Here is a 19306-nt window from a genome sequence, read left to right as displayed (position 1 = left end):
AATGATTGAACTTGAAGAAGCTAGAGCAAAAATACAAAGCGTATTAAAAAAACAAAAAGAAGTAGAAACAGTCTCTATTTTAGAAGCAACTGGTAGGGTCTGCGCTGCCGATATTTTAGCCGAAATAGCTGTTCCGCATTTTCCACGAGCAGGAATGGATGGATACGCAGTGCTTGCTAAAGAGACTCAAGGCGCTAGTTTGGAACAGCCAATTAGTTTAAAGGTAATCGATACAATTTTTGCTGGGGATTTAAAAAAAAAGATTGAAAAAAACGAGGGTACTGCAGTTAGAATCATGACTGGCGCACCGATACCAGAGAATTATGATGCGGTAATCAAGCAAGAATGGACAGATTATGGCGAAAGAACAGTCAAGATTTATCAAGAAATCGAAGCAGGACGTAATTTTGGTGTAATAGGCGAAGATGTTTGTTTTAACCAAAAAATCATTTCAAAATATCAACTGATCAACAGTCGAGCAATTGGTATTTTAGCTGCACAAGGAATCGATGAAATCAATGTGCTAGCACCGATGAAAATAGGGGTTTTAGCGACAGGTAGTGAATTAGTTTCTTTAAGGATGCCGCTAACTTATGGAAAAATTTATGACAGTAATTTATATACCTTAGCTTCATTTATTAAATCTAGTGGGAGTAGAATTCTTTTCATGGAACATTGTTCAGATAATAGTGAGGAAATTGCCAAAGTAATGCAGGAACGAGCATCAGAGGTCGATCTATTGATTACAACAGGAGGTGTTTCTGTTGGAATAAAAGATTACGTTCCACAAGTGATCAAAAAAATCGGAGGAGAGCGATTGTTTCACTTTGTAAATATCAAACCTGGGACACCTGTGATGGCAAGTGTATACAACGACCAAGTTATTTTAAGTTTATCTGGGAATCCATTTGCTTCGGTGGTCAATCTTCATTTGTTTTATTGGTCATTATTGGCTCATTTTATGAGTTGCAGTGAATTAAATTTGCACCAGCGAAACGTGCAATTATCAGAGGATCTAAAGCCCACTAATATACGTCGATTTATTCGAGCCTATGAAAAAGATGGTATTGTTTCTTTAATATCAAAACAGCACTATTCCTCGGTTTTTCACAATACTCTTGAAACAAACTGTTTGATTGATCAACCTGCTAAAAGAGGATTAAAAAAAGGGGACTATGTGACCGTTTATTACTGGAAATTTTGATTATAAAGATACGAATTCGAGCAAAGACGTAATTGTTTTTGCTCTTGTTTCTTTTTAAATAGACTAAAAAAAATTATTTTTGTCAGATTGTTTTTTTTTAGGTAGAGTGATAAACTTGAATTAAGAACATAATGAAAGCGTTTTAAGGGAGGCTGGAATGGATAAAACGAGGCAATTTACTCATATTAATGAACGGGGACAAGCCCATATGGTCGATGTTTCTAAGAAAGAAGCCACTGAACGAATGGCGGTATCTTATGGAGAAATTCACATGAATAAAGCCGTCGCAAATGGTATCAAAAACCAAACAATGAAAAAAGGCGAAGTATTACAAGTTGCAAGAATTGCTGGAATCATGGCGGCTAAAAAGACTTTTGAATTGATTCCATTATGTCATGTTTTAGCGTTAACGAAATGTACGATCGATTTTCACTGGAAAACAACGCAAACTTTAATAGTGCAATGTGTAACAAAAACAGTTGGGCCGACAGGTGTAGAAATGGAAGCTTTGATGGGGGCAAATATCGCGTTACTCACAATTTATGATATGTGTAAGGCGATAGATCGTGAAATGACTATTACGAATGTCTGTTTAGTTGAAAAATCTGGTGGTAAAAGTGGTCATTTTATTGTCAAAAACCAAGAAATAGACGAGTAATCTTGTAGGAAGGACGCGATTGAAAATGAAGGATTCCTTTAATCGAGAAATTGATTATGTACGAATATCTGTGACAGATCGTTGTGATCTTCGATGTACATACTGTATGCCAGCCACAGGAATGTGTTTTTTGAAGAAAGATGAAATTTTAAGCTTTAATGAGATTTTATTTTTAGTGAAGAGTTTCGCTGGGCAAGGGATCAAAAAAGTGAAAATAACTGGTGGCGAGCCTTTGACCAGGAAGGACACGGTAACTCTGGTCAAGACGATAAAAGATATCAATGGGATTGAAAAAGTTACTCTAACAACGAATGGGATTCAACTAGCAAAATACGCTAGTGCGTTAAAATGGGCAACACTGGATGGAATCAACATAAGTATTGACACAATCGATTCAGAGGAATTTCATCAAATCACTAGAGTAGGTGAATTAACTAGAGTCTTGGCTGGTCTGGATAAAGCAATTGAGGTTGGATTACCTAATATTAAGGTCAATTCTGTAGCTTGAGGAGAACTGACAGATGATGCCATTTGTGCTATTGCCTCTCTTGCTAAATCAAATCCAATTCATGTTCGTTTTATCGAGCTGATGCCAATTGGATTAGGAAAAGGTTGTCCAGGGAAAACCCAAGAAGACATTATTTCCGTATTGCAAGCAAGATATAGTCAGCTACGTCCTTTTGAACAGCGCTTAGGTAATGGTCCAGCAAGTTATTTCTCATTACCAAAATTTAAAGGGAAAATCGGTTTTATCAGTGCCTTAAGTCATTGTTTTTGTGCAGAATGTGATCGCATTCGTATCACGGCTGACGGGTATTTGAAAACGTGTCTACATATGGATGATGGATGTGAGCTAAAAGAAGCCTTACAAAAAGAAGACGAACAACAACTATTAAAAAAGATTTTTTCAGCAATTCAACAAAAACCAGAGCAACATCATTTTCTAGAGAGTCAAGGGGACTCTCGATTAATGTCACAAATTGGAGGATAATCATCATGGCAGTTGGCGAGATTATAGGGATCAATATTAGTGAACGACGAGGAACTCAAAAAAAAGAAATTCCTGAAGTTGATTTAGTGAAAGGATTTGGCTTAGAAAATGATGCCCATGGCGGAAATTGGCACCGGCAAGTTAGTTTATTATCCTTTGAAAAAATTACTGAGTTTAATGAGCGGGGAGCTCGTGTGGGAAATGGTGCTTTTGGCGAAAATATTATTGTTTCAGGAATCGATTTACGGGTATTACCTGTAGGTAGTCAGATTAGTATCGGTCAGGCAGAATTAGTGGTAACTCAAATCGGAAAAGAGTGCCATGAACATTGCCAGATATATGCCCGTGTGTGGGATTGCATTATGCCTAGAGAAGGGATTTTTGCGGTTGTTGTTCAAGAAGGTCATATCAAAAAAGGAGACAAACTTGAAGTTGTATAAAGTGGGCATCATTACATTAAGCGACAAGGGCTATCGAGGTCTACGTGAAGATGAATCAGGCAAGGTCATAAAAGAATTGGTCCAAGATCAATTTGAGATAGTGAACCAAACGATCGTACCCGATGAAAAAAGGGGACTAAGCACTTTATTGATTAACTGGTGTGCGACTTGCGATTTGATTTTGACAACTGGAGGTACTGGGTTAGGTGTCCGCGATATTACACCAGAAGTGACAGTAAGTATAGGCGAAAAAGAGATTCCTGGAATTAGTGAAGGAATGCGCATGCTAAGCATTAAAAAAACCCCCTTTGCCATGTTAAGTCGAGGGGTTGCCGTTCAACGTGGCAAGACATTGATCATTAATTTGCCCGGCAGTCCCAAAGGTGCAGCTGAAAATTTAACTTACTTACTACCAATCCTCCCTCACGCCTTAAATATTTTGACAGACCGAAAAACAGAGCATTAAGCGGAAGAAATAATAATGAAAATTGTCAAGACAAGAGATGCCGAAGGGGTGGTTTTATATCAGGAGGTTACTAAAATTGTAAAAGGAGAATTTAAAAATGACTTTTTTCAAAAGGGCATCGAGTGAAAGCAGAAGAGATTCCTGTATTACTTTCGTTAGAAAAAGAGCACGTATTCTTAAAATCGGAAGAAGCAAATTTAATTCATGAAAATGACACAACAGACTTGTTGTATCATTTAATTGCTGGAGAGTTTATGTAGCTAACTTCTGTTTCAGAAGGTAAAATAGAAGTCGTAGCAAAAGTAACAGGCTTACTGAAAGTAAATCAAGAACTGCTATTTGACTTGAATTTGATTGAAAATATTGCTGTTGCAACATTAAAAAGTAAGCGTTGGGAAAAAAATTAGCAGGGATACGAATCATGCCTTTGGGAATTGAAGCTGAGAAGGTAGTTAGAAGCAGAACAGCTCATTAGTTGTCTAAACCTGTCATTGTAGGCAATGTTACAACAAGCAGTGACATTTTTAAAGAATTAATCGAAGATTCATTTACGCCAGTTGTTAAAGAAAAATTGTGATTTTATCCCAATGTATCAATTGGCATAAAATCACTAACGATGAACCTGACGATCGAACGCCCTTAGCAATCAAGCAGACAGGGGAAGAAATCATTTCCCAAGGTACACCAGTCTTACCGAGGATTATCGCTCAAGCTAAAATAACAAAAAAGTAAATTACTGTTTTAGGATATGATGGCTATTTATAAGAGAATCGTATAGGTGGCGTAACAATGAACCCCACTCAGCAAGTAAAAATCTTTAGTTTCCTAATATTTTGCAAAAGAAGCTGGTTCGATATTTAATAGGGGCTTATGTGGAAGAGCAACTTAGAAAGATGGCGTAATACCGTTTGCTCAAGAAGGAAAATAGCTGCCAAACAATGGATGAGAACGATTGAAAAGGAAAATATCAAATCCTTGAATGAATAGATAAAACTTAATGTATAAAAAAGATGATCCGATAAGATGACAGATTGTTTTTTTGAAATCAGTTGTAAATAATCAAAATTTTGATAAAGTAAAGAGTAAGAGAGTTACTTGGAGGCAAAAGATGAGCGTATATTTAGAACGGCCAGAATTTGAAGAAAATCTTCTTTTTAGAGCGTTTATCAATGATGGGATGACGATCGTTTATCCTCATTGGCATAAAGAAGTTGAAATTATTTACTCAATACGAGGGACAGTCAATATCGGTGTAGGTGATGACATTGTCTGTGTAGCAGAAGGGGAAATCTATTTCTTTGCCAGTGGAGAACCTCATTATTTTTTAGCTTCTCCAGATAGCGAACGAATCGTTTATCAGTTTGATTTGAGTTTATTTGACGAGATAAACTTGAAATCAATAAATGATTGTTCATTGATTGATTTATTTGAAACAGGGGAAAAACACAGTTCAAACTGGTCGAAGTCTTTAGCAATAGACATGAAGAAGTTATTACAGCAATTATTTGAGGAATACAGGAATCAAAAATCGGGGAAAAACTATGCCCTTTTTAGCTTATTGTTTGAACTGATTACAACTTTCTATAGAAGGCTTCCGCAAACACAAGCGAAAGTCAAAAAAGGGGCTAAAGCTTCTACTACAAAATATAAAGAAAACTTAGAACAGCTAGATCGTATCTTTACCTATGTGGAAAATCATTACGAGGAATCGATTACGTTGGAAGAAATAGCAAAATATAGTGGATTTAGCTCTTATTATTTTACCCGTTTTTTCAAAGCCAATACAGGAACGACTTTTATGAGTTTTTTAACGGAATACCGTATCAATCAAGCCAAGTTTGTTTTAGCGAATGAAAAAGTTCCGATGATCGAAGTCGCTGAAAAATCTGGGTTTGCTAGTGTGAAGACCTTTCATCATGTGTTTAAAGAACAAGTTGGGATTTCACCTTTAAAGTATCAGAAGAGGATTATAGAATAAAATAGCATAAAAAGAAGAGCTCAAAATAGTGTCGTGTCACTAAGTAGTCACTATTCTAAGGGGAAGTGAGTAGCCATAACAACGCTACTCACTTTTTATTTGTCTAAAATACCAATAAAATTGTAATGACTTTCAACTTTTAAAATTCGATTTCGTGTTATATCTACAGGTCTATTGATCATGATTTTGTCAATTAGCACATTTACAATATGTTGTATACAAAAATAGAAAATACGAGGTGAATCCTGTAAAATTGAGGTTTAATGATAGCGTTCTAACATTAATAAAATATATTTTCTCATAGTCAAGAGATGATTAGCAAAACGAGTCGTCAAGTTAGCTAATTCATTGTAATTTTTCTTTCGTTTGTCACTATTAGTTATAGTCTGTTATATAGTTTAGTATTTTGATTTAATTCATCATAGCCGAATAGCCGAATTTTTGGCAATCTGGTTTTCACGGTCATGAATGACGACACTATATATAGTCTCAATTTAAACAACTAGATCAGGCTGAGCACTACTTTTAGATGGAAATGTTAATTGGCGAGCACATGAATTATTCTAAACTAAAATAGCAGAAAATATCAAGATTTGAATGATGCATTGATTTATAATCATCAGAAAAGAAAGGATGATTACAGTGCGAAAGACAAAACAATATTTAAAAAACTTTATTGGTACGAATTACGAAATAGGACAAAAAATTGGAGAATGGATAAAATCAAATCCTACACTACTAAGCAGGATGTTACTACCACCTGACACTTATCCAGAAACTAAATATAAGGAAATAAGCGCTCTTCTTGACACTTTTTGCCCAGGAGTTACTGAGGAAATTAGAGGATTTTCAGATAAACTAAATATTCAGCCAAGACAAGCTATTTTCTATGCTATGACATATCTTGAAAAAGGGTGTAGTTTGATGGGGATACTCCCATCTAAGTCAGAAAACGGGCACACTTTAATGGCTAGAAATTATGATTTCAACGATGAGATGGAAGAGATGTGTTTTGCCTATACGGAAATCGAAGGAAAATATAAATATATTGGCTCTACACTGAATCTGTTTGGCCGAAGTGATGGTATGAATGAACATGGTTTAGCGGTTTGCAAGGCTAGCAATGGCTTACCTGTTGGAAATTTTGAGGGTGCACAAAATCCAAATATAACTGGCTTTAGTTTTTGGATTGTCGTACGCAGCATTCTTGAAAACTGTAAAGATATTAGAGAAGCTATAGATCTAGCAATTGAGATGCCCATAGCGTATAATCTAAATTTAATGCTAGCCGATAAAAGTGGTAAAATAGCTATAATACAATGTATAGATGGACATAAGGATTATAAAATAATTGATGCGAATTCTGATGGAGATTTTCTCAGTTGCACAAATCATACGCTACTTGAAAAAATTAAACCATACGAAAAAATAGTAATTGAAAGTTCGGTTGTTCGTAATAATAGTATTGTTGACACATTATCTAAAGAAAAAGTGATTTCAGAGATTAAAATGAAAGAACTTTTGTCAGAACCGTACCCAGTCGGACTATGTTGTCATTTTTATAAAGAGTTTTTTGGGACCTTAAGATCAGCAATTTTTGATGCAACAGAAGGGTCTGTTCAAGTGGTTTTTGGAGCACCAGATGTAAATAAATGGCGCAGCTTTAGGGTGGAGCTGCTGGAAGAACGAGATATCATCATAAAATTACCGGATGAAAAAGCGCCAAAAGAATTTTATAAAATAACTTAAATATGGAAAGGAGAATGAGTTTTGCAAAATCTAAAGAAGATAAATCAAGCCATTGAATTCATAGAAAATAATCTTTATGAACGGATTACTGTTTTAGATGTTGCAAAATCGTCCTCCTATTCTTATTTTCATTTTCATCGCTTTTTTTATTCAATAATGAACGAGACTATTGGAAGCTATATTAGAGGTAGGCGGTTAACGCAAGCAGCACATGATTTAAACCATACCAAGAAAAGTATAACTACTATATGTCTTTCACTTGGATTTGAAACGCCAGAGAGTTTTACCCGAGCTTTTAAGAAAAGATTTGGAATGACTCCTTCTAGGTACCGAAAGCAAGGTTTAGATATTCTGATTGGAAATAGATCGTCCTTAAAGAATCTTGAGCTATCTACGAAAGATAAATTAGAACCACAAATCATTGATTTACAACCAACAAATATAGTTGGTATAGAATTCACTGCAACTCAAATTAAAGACGGTTACGCAGAAGCATGGCGATCATTTAAAAAACAATTTCAACAAGATTTCACCGAGAGCGATCTTTATGGCATATTTGAATCAGATGAATTATGTAATCCAACCACCTTTAATTTAGAATATGAAGCTAGAATTTTTATAGGAACAAATCCTATAAATAGTTACTGTCCAGAAAAATATAAGACAAAAATAATCAAAGGTGGAAGATATGCTAAATTCATTTATGTTGGTGCGATAAAAGATATACTACACTTCTACCGATACATCTGGGGAGTCTGGACTATAAATAGTGAGCATGAATTAGATGATCGTGATGATTTTGAAGTCTATACTAATAAATTCATGGGAGAATACAATAATAAATCAGAGATTTATATTTATATTCCGATAAAATAATTTTAAATGAGCGCTTCTATGCCAAGATTTCAGAAAAAAGAGAACAAATTGAAAACCTTATAGTTATGTGTTGGTAAAAATCATTATATTTACACCTCTAATATAAAATTAAAACAAGGTGGTGAAAGTTAGTTATTATCTTGTTTTAATTTTTGGACTGCTGACACCCTCTAATCCTAGCAGAGTTTTTTATGATAAAAACGTGCATTTTTTTAGTTGATATTAATCTAATTATTTTTGTAAAGTAATTATCATTATTTGTTAGAGGGAAAAGGAAATATGGCTAAAAATCCCAAATTACCAAAAGATTCTAATCCCAATCGCTTGAAAAACCGGGATTTGATCGATGGGCGACCAAGAGGATTTGTACGTAAATTTGGTATGTCATGAATTAATTTTAGAACTTTAGCATATCAAGGGCAAATCCCAGGCATACACAAAGCAAGCTGGTAAAGAAAACAATAAATAGATGCAAAGACATCGAGTGATGACTTCTGGAAATGTTGATTGAGTGGGCATTTTAGAGTAGTGAATGAAGTTCTTCCTTTTTATAAAGGGAAGGGCTTTTTTTGTTATTAGGACTGCAATGTTTTTTATTTTATTTATGCTGTAGCTAATTGTTAGTGATTTTCAAGTAAGGAAGTTTCTCTCCAATTGTCAGTTATGAGAGAGGCAACATCAGTTTAGTGTAAGACGTTTGGTGATTCACAAGTAATGAAACTTCTCTCCCGTTGGTCGCCAAGTACTGTTCATCATCTGCTCTGGCAAAGCCAGTTGCAGTGATTCACAGCAATATCCAGGAATTTTCTACCCATAATCTAGGAAGAAAGCTCTCACAAAATTTTGTATAGTAAGAGTGTAGAAGTGGAACCGCTTTATTTTTCTATAAAATAATATGAGTAGATTACTGGAGGTTTTTTGATGATATTGAAAGTAGGAATTATCGGTTGTGGCGGAATTGCCAATGGCAAGCATTTACCAGCACTTGCACAGGTTAAGGAAGTGGAGCTCGTTGCATTTTGTGACTTAATTAGTGAACGAGCAGAAGAAGCAAAAATGCATCATGGTACATTGACTGCTAAAACATTTACTAATTATCAAAAGATGCTTGAAGAAATGGACTTAGATGTGGTTCATGTTTGTACACCGAATAGCACGCACGCAGAACTATCGATCACAGCGATGGAAGCTGATTGTCACGTGATGTGCGAAAAGCCAATGGCAAAAACATCTGCTGAAGCGCGCAGAATGATTGATGCAGCAGAAAAAACAGGAAAAAAATTAACAATTGGGTATCAAAATCGTTTCCGAAAAGATTCGATCTATTTACAAGAAATCTGTGATGAAGGCGAATTAGGCGAAATTTACTTTGCTAAAGCCCATGCTATTCGTCGCCGTGCAGTCCCAACTTGGGGCGTCTTTCTAGATGAAGAAGCTCAAGGAGGCGGACCTTTGATCGATATTGGGACTCATGCATTGGATTTAACGTTATGGATGATGGACAATTACAAACCAAAATATGTAGTAGGAAAAGCTTATCATAAATTAGCTGAGACTGAAAATGCAGCTAATGCTTGGGGTTCTTGGAATCCTGAAAAATTTACCGTTGAAGATTCAGCATTTGGCTTTATCATGATGGAAAATGGAGCAACGATCTTTTTAGAATCAAGCTGGGCATTGAACAGCTTAGATGTAAAAGAAGCAAAAACAACGCTTCACGGTACGAAGGGTGGAGCAGATATGAACAATGGGTTGACAATCAATGGAGAAGACCACAGCATGCTTTTCGAGAAAAAAATCGAATTAGAACCAGGCGGCGTTGATTTTTATGATGGAGCTGGCGACAAGCCAGAAGTGTTGGAAGCACAGTCATGGATCGATGCAATTATCAATGATACAGAACCTGTTGTTAAACCAGAACAAGCCTTGATTGTGACAGAAATTCTTGAAGCAATCTACAAAGCATCCGAAACGAATCAACCTGTATTTTTCGATTAAAGAATGGGAGGGAAAATGATGATCCAAGTCACAGTATGGAATGAATTTCGTCATGAGAAAACAGATGAAGCTGTAAAAAAAGTTTACCCAGATGGGATTCATCAACAAATTGCTCGTTTTTTAAAGGAAGATGATTTTTCTGTACAAACTGCTACATTAGACGAACCAGAACATGGATTAACGGAAGATGTTCTGGCAAATACGGATGTTTTGATTTGGTGGGGACATGTTGCCCATCAAGAAGTTTCTGATGAAATCATTCAACGCGTCTATCAATCTGTGTTGGAAGGTATGGGGTTAGTCGTCCTTCATTCAGGTCATATGTCAAAAATCTTTATGAAACTAATGGGGACATCTTGTGATTTAAAATGGCGAGAGGCGCAAGAACATTGTCGCATATGGACTGTAGCACCAAGCCACCCCATTGTTGAAGGAATTGGCGAGTATATTGAGCTTGAAAAAGAAGAAATGTACGGCGAACATTTTGATATCCCAACACCTGATGACTTGATTTTTATCAGTTGGTATCCTGGGGGAGAAGTTTTTCGCAGTGGTTGCACGTATCATCGTGGAAATGGGAAAATCTTTTATTTCCAACCAGGTCATGAAACGTATCCATCTTACTACAATAAAGAGGTTCAAAAAGTAATCAAAAACGGTGTTCGATGGTGTCAACCAACACAAAATACTTATCCGAAATATGGTCACCATGAATCTTTGGAAACGATTACGAACAAGAAAGGAACTGAACAATGAAACTAGGTGTATTTACTCCCTTATTTAATAATTTAAGCGTTGAAGAAATGATCGATACAGTTTCAAAAGCAGGATTAGAAGCGGTCGAGATAGGAACGGGTGGTTCTCCAGGAAAGGCTCATTTAGATATCGATAAATTATTAGCGAGTTCGGAAGCTAGAAAAGAGTATTTAGCCAAACTTGCTGACAAAGGCTTAACGATCAGTGCATTAAGTTGTCATAACAATCCTATTTCTCCATTAAAAGAAACAGCACAAGAAGCAGATGGATTGGTACAAAAAACGATTAAACTAGCGTCGTTAATGAATGTGTCAGTCGTCAATGGTTTTTCAGGTGTATCTGGTGGCAACCCAACCGATACTCAAGTCAACTGGCCCGTGTTACCTTGGCCAACAGAATATGATGATAATTACAATTATCAATGGGAGAAAAAGTTGATTCCCTATTGGAAAAACATCAACACGATCGCAGAATCTGCTGGCGTGAAAATTGGAATCGAACTGCATGGCGGTTTCCTCTGCCACACACCTTATACAATGCTGAAACTCCGTGAAGCAACGGGGAAAGCAATCGGCTGTAATTTAGATCCTAGTCATTTATGGTGGCAAGGGATCGATCCAGTGGCAGCAGTGAAAATTTTAGGTGAAGCTGACGCAATCCATCATTTCCATGCAAAAGATACGTATTTAGATCAAGACAATATCAATATGCACGGGTTAACAGATATGCAGCCATATGGGCATGTCAAAACCCGTGCGTGGACTTTCCGCTCAGTAGGATGCGGTCATGATTTAAACGTGTGGTCAGATATTATTAGTGCACTCAGAATTTACGGGTACGATTATGTTTTAAGCATTGAACATGAGGACCCGATCATGTCCACAGAAGAAGGATTAAACCGAGCAATCACGAACTTAAAAAGTATCATAATCAAAGAACAACCATCAGAAATGTGGTGGACATAGTCAATGAAACAAAGCCCTTTATAGTCGCTTTGTACGGTTCACCTTCGATTCACTGTGTTCCTCGTGGTTCACAGCAAAGCTGAACGAACTCGTCCAGCTCTTGCGCAAATTAGAAAATTTTTTCAAAGATTCTATCTTATCCCCAAAATCATTCATATTCTACTATTAGGAAGGACTAAAAAAATGACAGCAATCAATTTTGCCATAATCGGTTATGGCGGTATGGGTTCTTACCATGTCCACAACATTATGCCAAATGAAAACGAACGAATCCATGTCGTTGGAACCTATGATATTTCCGGAGAGCGCCAAAAAATTTCTAGCCAACACAACCATAAAATTTACAATACACTTGAAGACGTATTAACAGATGAAATCATTGAAGCAGTACTGATCGCTACACCAAATGACTCACACAAAGATTTAGCGATCCAAGCGTTAAAAGCTGAAAAACATGTCGTCTGCGAAAAACCAGTCGCAATGAATGTAGAGGAATTGGATGAGATCCTAAAAGTTGCTATAGAAACAGGCAAAATCTTCATGGTTCATCAAAATCGCCGCTGGGACCCCGATTTTCTAATTACACGGGAGCTATATAAAAATCACCAAATCGGGGACTTATTCCAAATTGAAACACGTGTCCAAGGAGCGAATGGAATCCCCGGCGATTGGCGCCACGAATTACAACATGGAGGAGGTATGGTTTTAGATTGGGGTGTCCATTTGTTAGATCAACTCTTATTTTTAGTAGATAGTCGCATCGAAAAAGTATCTGCCGATTTAAGTTATATTCTTGGAGATGAAGTAGACGATGGGTTTATTGCCTATGTCATTTTTGAAAATGGCATCCGAGCAATTGTTGAAGTTGGAACGACCAATTATACAAAATTGCCACGCTGGTATTTAAAAGGAACTAAAGGAACAGCGATCATTCACGATTGGACTCTCTCAGGTGAGATGGTTGTTGAATCTGGGAAGGAAAATATCCAAGCTCCAAAGCCGATTCAAGCAGGTGTGGGGTTGACGAAAACAATGGCACCACCTTCAGAAGATGCAACCGAGACCTTATCATTACCTGATGTTTCTGCCGAATACGATCCTTTCTATAAAAATTTTTATAAAGTTGTGAGAGATCAAGCTGAACCTGTAGTCAAAAATGAAGAAGTCCGCAAAGTAATGGTTCTGATCGAAGAAATTTTTAAAGCTGCAAAACGATAAATCTAAATAGAAGTGTTTCAATTTCATTTAAAGTAAAGCTTCTCAATATAGAAGCTTTACTTTTTTTTCATCTAAGCATAAAATACTAAGAGATGTATTCTGGAAAGAGAAAAGGGAGAACAGTGTGAAGAAAAACTTACAAATATTCAAGAAAAAACCAGTCAAATATTCAATAACTGTGATTGGATTGCTGGTATTAGTTTTGATCAGCAATCTATATTTACAGTGGTGTCAAAATGAGCTATCAATGGATCTAATGTTCAAATTTGCTTTTTCATGGCATACAGAAAAATTCATTTTAGGTAGTTTAGTCTTACTGATATTTTTACTATTTTTATGTAGCTTGGCTGGCTCGCTGGTCTTAGGCAGCATACTTTATGCAATCACAATTAGTATTTTAGGATTTGCTGATTATCAAAAAATGTTTTACCGAACAGAACCGATTTACCCTGATGATTTAAAAATGGTTACCGAATTTGATTTGTTAAAAGAAATGATCGGAACGATTCCGTTCACATTTATTCTACTAGTTGCTGCTATCGGTTTTATCTTCTTTGCAAGGGCGATTTATAAAAGTCGGTTGTTGCCGAAAAAAAAACAAATCGTGCGTCTCTCAGGTTTAGTAGTGACACTCGCTTTATTAATCTATATCAGTAATTTTAATAGTCAAAATAATCTACTAAGAAAAGCTTACGATCGAACTGCGCTGTGGATTCCGTACAGTCAAAAAATGAATTATTATAATACAGGTTTTATGGGTGGTTTTTTATATAATTTAAAGGTAGAAGCAATGGATGAACCAGAGAATTATTCTAAAAAAACGATTGAAGAAATTACCAATAAATACACTGAAAAAATTCAAGAAGTAAATGCGGATTCAAAAGAAGAACAACCAAACATTATTTTTGTAATGAGTGAAAGTTTTTCTGATCCGCAGAATTTAAAGGGTGTAACAGCGAATAAAGATCCTTTAAAAGACTATTATAATATTGCTGAAACGACGTATAGTGGCCGGATGTTATCACAAAACTATGGTGGTGGAACAGCGAATATTGAATTTGAAGCACTCACTAGTTTTTCAATGGAGTTGTTGAATCCTCAAATGACAACGCCGTATACTATGCTGATTCCAAAAATGACAGAAATTCCATCGATTGTCTCACTTTTAAAAAACCAAAAGTATCAAACAACCGCTATTCATCCCTACAATACTTCGATGTATAAGCGAAAAGATGTCTATAAAACATTAGGTTTTGATCAATTTATCAGTGAAGACACAATGAACTACAAAGAAAAAATTGAAAAAAATCCTTATATTTCGGATGAATCTGCGTATAAAGAAGTGCTAGATTTACTGGAAAATGAAAGTGATCCACAATTTGTTCATCTAGTAACAATGCAGACACATATGCCCTATAGTGATAAATACACGACGTCGGATTATTCTTCTCAAAGTCAAGGAAATAAAAATGCTATCGATAGTTACATGCAAGACGTTGCGTATAGTAGTGAAGCATTGAAACAATTTACAACGGCTCTGAATGATGTAAAAAGACGGACGTTAGTAGTTTTCTGGGGAGACCATCTACCAAGTATTTATTCAGATGAGATCAAAGCAGACAATGATGAAGTCCAGATGCATGAAACCGAATTTTTGATGTATGACAATCAAGAAAAATTGAGTGAAAAAAAAATTCACGATGCAATTATCAGTCCTTTTTACTTTGCACCAACACTTTTTGACCAGAGCGGTATGCAGATGACAGGATTCTACCAATTATTGAGTGAATTAGAAAAAGAAGTGCCAGCATTTGAAAAAGGATTCTATTATAAGGACAAACAATGGAGTAAAACATTATCATTGAATAAATCACAAGAAGAAGTATACGAAGATTATCGCTTGATCCAATATGATATCGTTTCAGGAGAAAGTTACAGCTTAAAAACCGATTTTTTCAAATGAATCCAGCGATCAAAAGGAGAAAACAATGAGTTTTAAAAAGAAAGATAATCAGGTCTACTATAATCCCATACGCCACGCAGTATTGAATCATCAAATGATCCAACCAGGTGATAAAGTAGCGATTGGTATGAGTGGTGGTAAAGATAGTACAAGCTTGTTGTATTTTCTAGATATGATTAGTAAACAAAAGCGTTTAGGTTTTGAATTTGAAATTGTTCCTATCACTTTAGCAATGGGATTTGATATGGATATTGCCCCGTTAAAAGAATTTGTGGAAAGTTTGGGGTATGAATTAGAGATTGTTCCAACAAATATCGCTCAAGTAGTGTTTGATATTCGAGAAGAACGCTCACCATGTTCATTATGTGCTAAGCTACGCCGGGGGATTTTATATAAACGCGCGAAAGAAGCTGGTTGCAATAAAGTTGCCTTAGGTCATCATTTAGATGATGCGATCGAAACCTATTTTATGAATTTTTTATTTCACGGTCAAATGGCTAGCTTTGAGCCAATCAGTTATTTATCAAAAACAGACATCACGCTGATTCGTCCGTTACTTTATATTGAAGAAAAACAGATTATTCAGTTTGTAAAAAGAGAAGAATTGCCTGTTATTTTTAACCCATGTCCTGTGGATAAGAAAACCAAAAGGGAAGAAATTAAACAGCTCATAAGTGACTTGTCTCAAGCTTACCCTGATATTAGAGAGAAATTTATTATGGGAATGGAACAAGGTCAATCTGAGAATTTCTGGATGAAATCGTTGAAACCAGTTGATGAGTAACTTAATTACTAAAATGAAGAGTAAGGAGTGTGAAACAAAAATAAAATCTACTTTTGTTTCATATCATAAATGTGAATAGATGGTGGAAGCAATCACTATCACATCAAATTCTAAGTGCTTTAGCACTTAGAATTTGATGGTTTGGAAATAAGCTTATGTTGTTACACTACTTACTAACTCACAAAAATTTGAAGAGAATCAGTTAGGAATCATTCAATATCGAAATTGAAAATTCCGTATTTCTGGTCATTTTCGTGAATTCCTTTTTATTTTTCGGAACTAACTGCTATTGTCTTAACCACGACCTTCTTTTATAATCAATTATTCAATACATTTTTTCAATGTTTCCTTAATAGAAGCAATCACATCATAGTGTTTTACATTCAAAACAGGAAAGGTTTCATTAGGATCTAAGTACAAATCATATTCCTGCATCATCGCAGATTTTGTTGAATGAATACCATGTTCCAAACCAGCTTGTAAAGCTCCAGCATCTATACCTTCGTAAATTCCTTTGACATCGTCATAAGGAACCACAGGTACTTTTGTATCTTGTCCTAAAGCGTCCACCATCATTTGATAAAATTCTTGATATTTCATATTAGTATCACCAATTGCATACGTACTGCGATGTATCCCGTTTTCCATAGCACCCACAGCGGCTTCTGCTACTTGTTCTACAGTGACCATTGCAGTACCGCCTTTTAGGGCAGGGAAAACATCTTGTCCTTTGATTTGATCAGTAAACATTTTCCATAACGGTTCACGACCTGGCATTGTACCAAAAATATAAGGTAAACGTAATGAAGTCACATTCATATGACCGTCTCCTTCAGCAAAAGCAACTTGTTCTTGCAGTAAACGCATCATCGGATACCCTTCAAGTTTTAAATTAGTCTCAGGTAAACGCTCAGCAAATTCCGCAAAGTAGGAACCGAAGACAACAAAATCTTTCACGCCAGCTTCTTTTGCTAAATAAGCTAAACGTTGCGTTGGCAAGACATTTGCTTCATAGAAAAATTTAGAGGCAGGCTTTTCTGGAACCACTCGTTCGTCAGCACCAGCTGCATAAATAAAGCCCTCACACCCATCAAGCATGTCCAAAATGGCTTCATCAGTCATATCATTGATATTCCCTAAAGTTACTGAAATATCACCAGAAAATAAATCTTCTGCTGGCATTGGCGGTAAAGAAATCGTAGCTACTTCATACCCTTTTCTCAATAATTCCTCTGTTGTATGATACCCTAAAAAACCAGTTCCACCTAATACAAAAATTTTTTTACTCATGATAAATCCTCCTAATTTTCATTTGTGATATGTATCACATGATTAGTTATAGTATAATTGTAATGAAGAAGAAATGTTGGTCATGAGAAATATATTTCTTATCCTAAATGAATAAAGAGGGAAAGATATGAAAAACGAGCTTCCTTATACAGGCGTTAGTTACTATGGTTTTGAATTAACAAAAGCTGATTTTATTGTAAAAAATGAACACTACCAAACGAGAACTGCTAAAACTAGTCGTATGGCTGTCCAATTTCTTTTTATAAAAAGTGGTTCTGGAAAGATTCAAATTAATAACCAAGAATATTTAGTAGGAAAAGGGAGTGTACTCTGGCTATTTTCATACCATGTTTATCATTTTTGCGAAATTTATGAAGAAATCAAAGTAATCACTTTCGAACTTTCTTTAAATGTTCTAATGTTGTCCTCCTTGACCACCCGATCAGTAGAACAACATATGAATTTTTTTGAGTATTGGGATACACCTATTCTTGATTGTGAAGAAAAAGATTTTACTTATTTACGAATGATTTTTACCCATGCCCTTAAGGAGTATGAACAACAAGAGCGACTCTATGATCTATCGTTGCTTGCAGATTTGTATCAAGTGATCGTTTGGTTTGAGCGAACGGCAAGGCATCAATGGAATCGTGAAAAACCAATACGTGAGATCAGTTCAAAAATTTTATTGTATCTGCATTTTCATTATAGAGAAGGGTTATCACTCAATGAAATAGCCAATAAATTTAAAAGCACGCCTCAAACGATTAATCGAGGGTTAAAGAAATTAACGGGTAAAACATTTGTAGAAAATCTAATTGATGTTCGCATCAACAACGCTTTAGCGATGTTAAAATTTGAGGAGCTAGATGTCGCATTTATTGCTGATTTTATCGGATATCGATCTGTTCCTAGTTTTAATAAACAATTTAAAACAGCGACAGGTTATTCACCAACAGAAGTCAAAAAAATCCGGTCATCTGACAAAAAAATGAATTCGTTTCGTTTTCAAAACAGTCTACCATTCGAGATTTATACGTACATCAATCAACACTATAGTGAACCGATTTCGATTCAAACAGCGGCTAAATATTTTTATTCTAGTCCAACTAAAATTGATCAAATCACCGTGGATGAATTTTCAATGACCTTTAATGCGTTGGTAGAATACAATCGAATGTTGTTTGCGCGCTCTCTTTTATTGAGTTCTTCTAAAAAAATCACTGAGATTGCAGAAGCTTGTGGCTACCAATCGATCCGGACATTTAACCGAAATTTTTTGAGCTTTTGGGGAAATACCCCAAGCAAATACAAAGAGCTATTAACTACAAAAAAGAAGCAAGTGTAAGCCAAAAATTCAAGAAGAGATTGGCCAAAGAAAAAGTGAAAGCGATGCTAATCAGTCTCCTTGAATTATTCGAAACTATTTAGTATTTTTGGCGGAGGTGTCCTATTTGCTTCTCTCCTCGTTTTTCTATTTATACTATCCGTTGTATTAGAAGTTGTCACAGATTGTGGTAAGGGGAACATATCAATCTAATTATAAATCACTACACTTACGCTTTTTGAGTAATAGAAGAACTATTAGGGTGTTTTCTTATTTTAAATGGAAAAATATAACGTATTTTACTCAAACTAATTTAAGACTCTTTTAAACCTAATCAGAAATTTTTCTGAAAATCAATATGATTTTATTTGAAAAACACTAAAAAAACAGGTATAATTAATTTAGCAATAATAACTGGTGAAGGATTTGTCCGTCGCCAATCTATTATTTCATGAGGGAGTAACTGGCGGCGCTAGCTGCGACAACATCACCAACTCCGAAAGAAATTTCTGGTGTTGTCTTAAACGGTGAGACTTATGTATGTTCTATTTAGCATACAGAGGTCTATTTTTTTTCGTTTTGCTGCGAACGGATAAGTCCAAAAACGTGTTCGTTTCGCTATTATGAAGTAAAATAGATTTAA

General features: G+C 35.6%; 18 protein-coding genes and 2 pseudogenes. 19 read left to right on the top strand and 1 reads right to left on the bottom strand.

Annotated features, from left to right (window positions below; all coding sequences use genetic code 11):
- Position 1 precedes the first annotated feature (1 nt).
- The 18 genes and pseudogenes from AC4BBR_RS11870 (at position 2) to AC4BBR_RS11785 (ending at position 16046) form a co-directional block, all read left to right on the top strand.
- Positions 2-1204: a molybdopterin molybdotransferase MoeA gene (locus tag AC4BBR_RS11870; protein ID WP_490459739.1), complete on the top strand. Its 1203-nt coding sequence runs from the start codon at positions 2-4 to the stop codon at positions 1202-1204.
- 157 nt (positions 1205-1361) lie between these two features.
- Positions 1362-1862, top strand: coding sequence for a cyclic pyranopterin monophosphate synthase MoaC (moaC, locus tag AC4BBR_RS11865; protein ID WP_490459738.1), 501 nt, complete (start codon positions 1362-1364; stop codon positions 1860-1862).
- 25 nt (positions 1863-1887) lie between these two features.
- Positions 1888-2853, top strand: a pseudogene (gene moaA, locus AC4BBR_RS11860) (GTP 3',8-cyclase MoaA).
- A 5-nt stretch (positions 2854-2858) separates the two neighbouring features.
- Positions 2859-3293 carry an MOSC domain-containing protein gene (locus tag AC4BBR_RS11855; RefSeq protein WP_490459737.1) on the top strand — a complete coding sequence of 145 codons (435 nt, stop codon included), beginning with the start codon at positions 2859-2861 and terminating at the stop codon, positions 3291-3293.
- On the top strand, positions 3286-3759 hold the full coding sequence (locus AC4BBR_RS11850) for a MogA/MoaB family molybdenum cofactor biosynthesis protein (RefSeq protein WP_490462119.1): 474 nt from the start codon (positions 3286-3288) through the stop codon (positions 3757-3759). Before AC4BBR_RS11855 ends, AC4BBR_RS11850 begins: the two co-directional genes overlap by 8 nt.
- 15 nt (positions 3760-3774) lie before the next feature.
- On the top strand, positions 3775-3885 hold the full coding sequence (locus AC4BBR_RS11845) for a DUF8806 domain-containing protein (RefSeq protein WP_490459736.1): 111 nt from the start codon (positions 3775-3777) through the stop codon (positions 3883-3885).
- Positions 3882-4019 (top strand): hypothetical protein, encoded by a 138-nt coding sequence (locus AC4BBR_RS11840; protein ID WP_490459735.1) that lies wholly within the window; start codon positions 3882-3884, stop codon positions 4017-4019. The genes AC4BBR_RS11845 and AC4BBR_RS11840 overlap by 4 nt, the downstream gene beginning before the upstream one ends.
- Before the next feature lie 313 nt (positions 4020-4332).
- Complete coding sequence (locus tag AC4BBR_RS11835; protein WP_490459734.1) at positions 4333-4491, top strand: hypothetical protein; 159 nt, start codon at positions 4333-4335, stop codon at positions 4489-4491.
- Positions 4492-4867: 376 nt separating this feature from the next.
- The gene (locus tag AC4BBR_RS11830; RefSeq protein ID WP_490459733.1) at positions 4868-5737 is read left to right on the top strand and encodes an AraC family transcriptional regulator; all 870 of its coding nucleotides are present in this window, start codon (positions 4868-4870) and stop codon (positions 5735-5737) included.
- A gap of 642 nt (positions 5738-6379) precedes the next feature.
- Complete coding sequence (locus AC4BBR_RS11825; RefSeq protein ID WP_490459732.1) at positions 6380-7486, top strand: C45 family autoproteolytic acyltransferase/hydrolase; 1107 nt, start codon at positions 6380-6382, stop codon at positions 7484-7486.
- Between the two features lie 21 nt (positions 7487-7507).
- The gene (locus tag AC4BBR_RS11820) at positions 7508-8362 is read left to right on the top strand and encodes a GyrI-like domain-containing protein (protein WP_490459731.1); all 855 of its coding nucleotides are present in this window, start codon (positions 7508-7510) and stop codon (positions 8360-8362) included.
- Positions 8363-8653: 291 nt separating this feature from the next.
- Positions 8654-8815 (top strand): annotated as a pseudogene (gene rpsN / locus AC4BBR_RS11815) (30S ribosomal protein S14); the annotation flags it as partial.
- Between the two features lie 468 nt (positions 8816-9283).
- Positions 9284-10360, top strand: a complete 1077-nt coding sequence (locus tag AC4BBR_RS11810) for a Gfo/Idh/MocA family protein (RefSeq protein ID WP_490459730.1) — start codon at positions 9284-9286, stop codon at positions 10358-10360.
- Positions 10361-10378: 18 nt separating this feature from the next.
- The gene (locus tag AC4BBR_RS11805; protein ID WP_490459729.1) at positions 10379-11116 is read left to right on the top strand and encodes a ThuA domain-containing protein; all 738 of its coding nucleotides are present in this window, start codon (positions 10379-10381) and stop codon (positions 11114-11116) included.
- Entirely contained in the window at positions 11113-12081 is a 969-nt protein-coding gene (locus AC4BBR_RS11800) for a sugar phosphate isomerase/epimerase family protein (RefSeq protein ID WP_490459728.1), read from the top strand. Before AC4BBR_RS11805 ends, AC4BBR_RS11800 begins: the two co-directional genes overlap by 4 nt.
- A gap of 183 nt (positions 12082-12264) precedes the next feature.
- Positions 12265-13299: a Gfo/Idh/MocA family protein gene (locus AC4BBR_RS11795; RefSeq protein WP_490459727.1), complete on the top strand. Its 1035-nt coding sequence runs from the start codon at positions 12265-12267 to the stop codon at positions 13297-13299.
- Between the two features lie 124 nt (positions 13300-13423).
- Positions 13424-15262: an LTA synthase family protein gene (locus AC4BBR_RS11790; protein WP_490459726.1), complete on the top strand. Its 1839-nt coding sequence runs from the start codon at positions 13424-13426 to the stop codon at positions 15260-15262.
- A 25-nt stretch (positions 15263-15287) separates the two neighbouring features.
- Positions 15288-16046: a tRNA 2-thiocytidine biosynthesis TtcA family protein gene (locus tag AC4BBR_RS11785; protein WP_490459725.1), complete on the top strand. Its 759-nt coding sequence runs from the start codon at positions 15288-15290 to the stop codon at positions 16044-16046.
- A 321-nt stretch (positions 16047-16367) separates the two neighbouring features.
- Here the strand turns inward: AC4BBR_RS11785 and AC4BBR_RS11780 are convergent, their stop codons facing one another.
- The gene (locus AC4BBR_RS11780; RefSeq protein WP_490459724.1) at positions 16368-17336 is read right to left on the bottom strand and encodes an NAD-dependent epimerase/dehydratase family protein; all 969 of its coding nucleotides are present in this window, start codon (positions 17334-17336) and stop codon (positions 16368-16370) included.
- 127 nt (positions 17337-17463) lie between these two features.
- Between AC4BBR_RS11780 and AC4BBR_RS11775 the strand changes: the two genes are divergently transcribed.
- Positions 17464-18684, top strand: a complete 1221-nt coding sequence (locus tag AC4BBR_RS11775; protein WP_490459723.1) for a helix-turn-helix transcriptional regulator — start codon at positions 17464-17466, stop codon at positions 18682-18684.
- The last annotated feature ends 622 nt before the right edge of the window (positions 18685-19306 follow it).

It is taken from the genome of Enterococcus sp. AMC1251, from assembly GCF_058216535.1.
The sequence above is the reverse complement of the archived record's forward strand: the minus strand, read 5'-3'. Positions and strand labels throughout refer to the sequence as shown.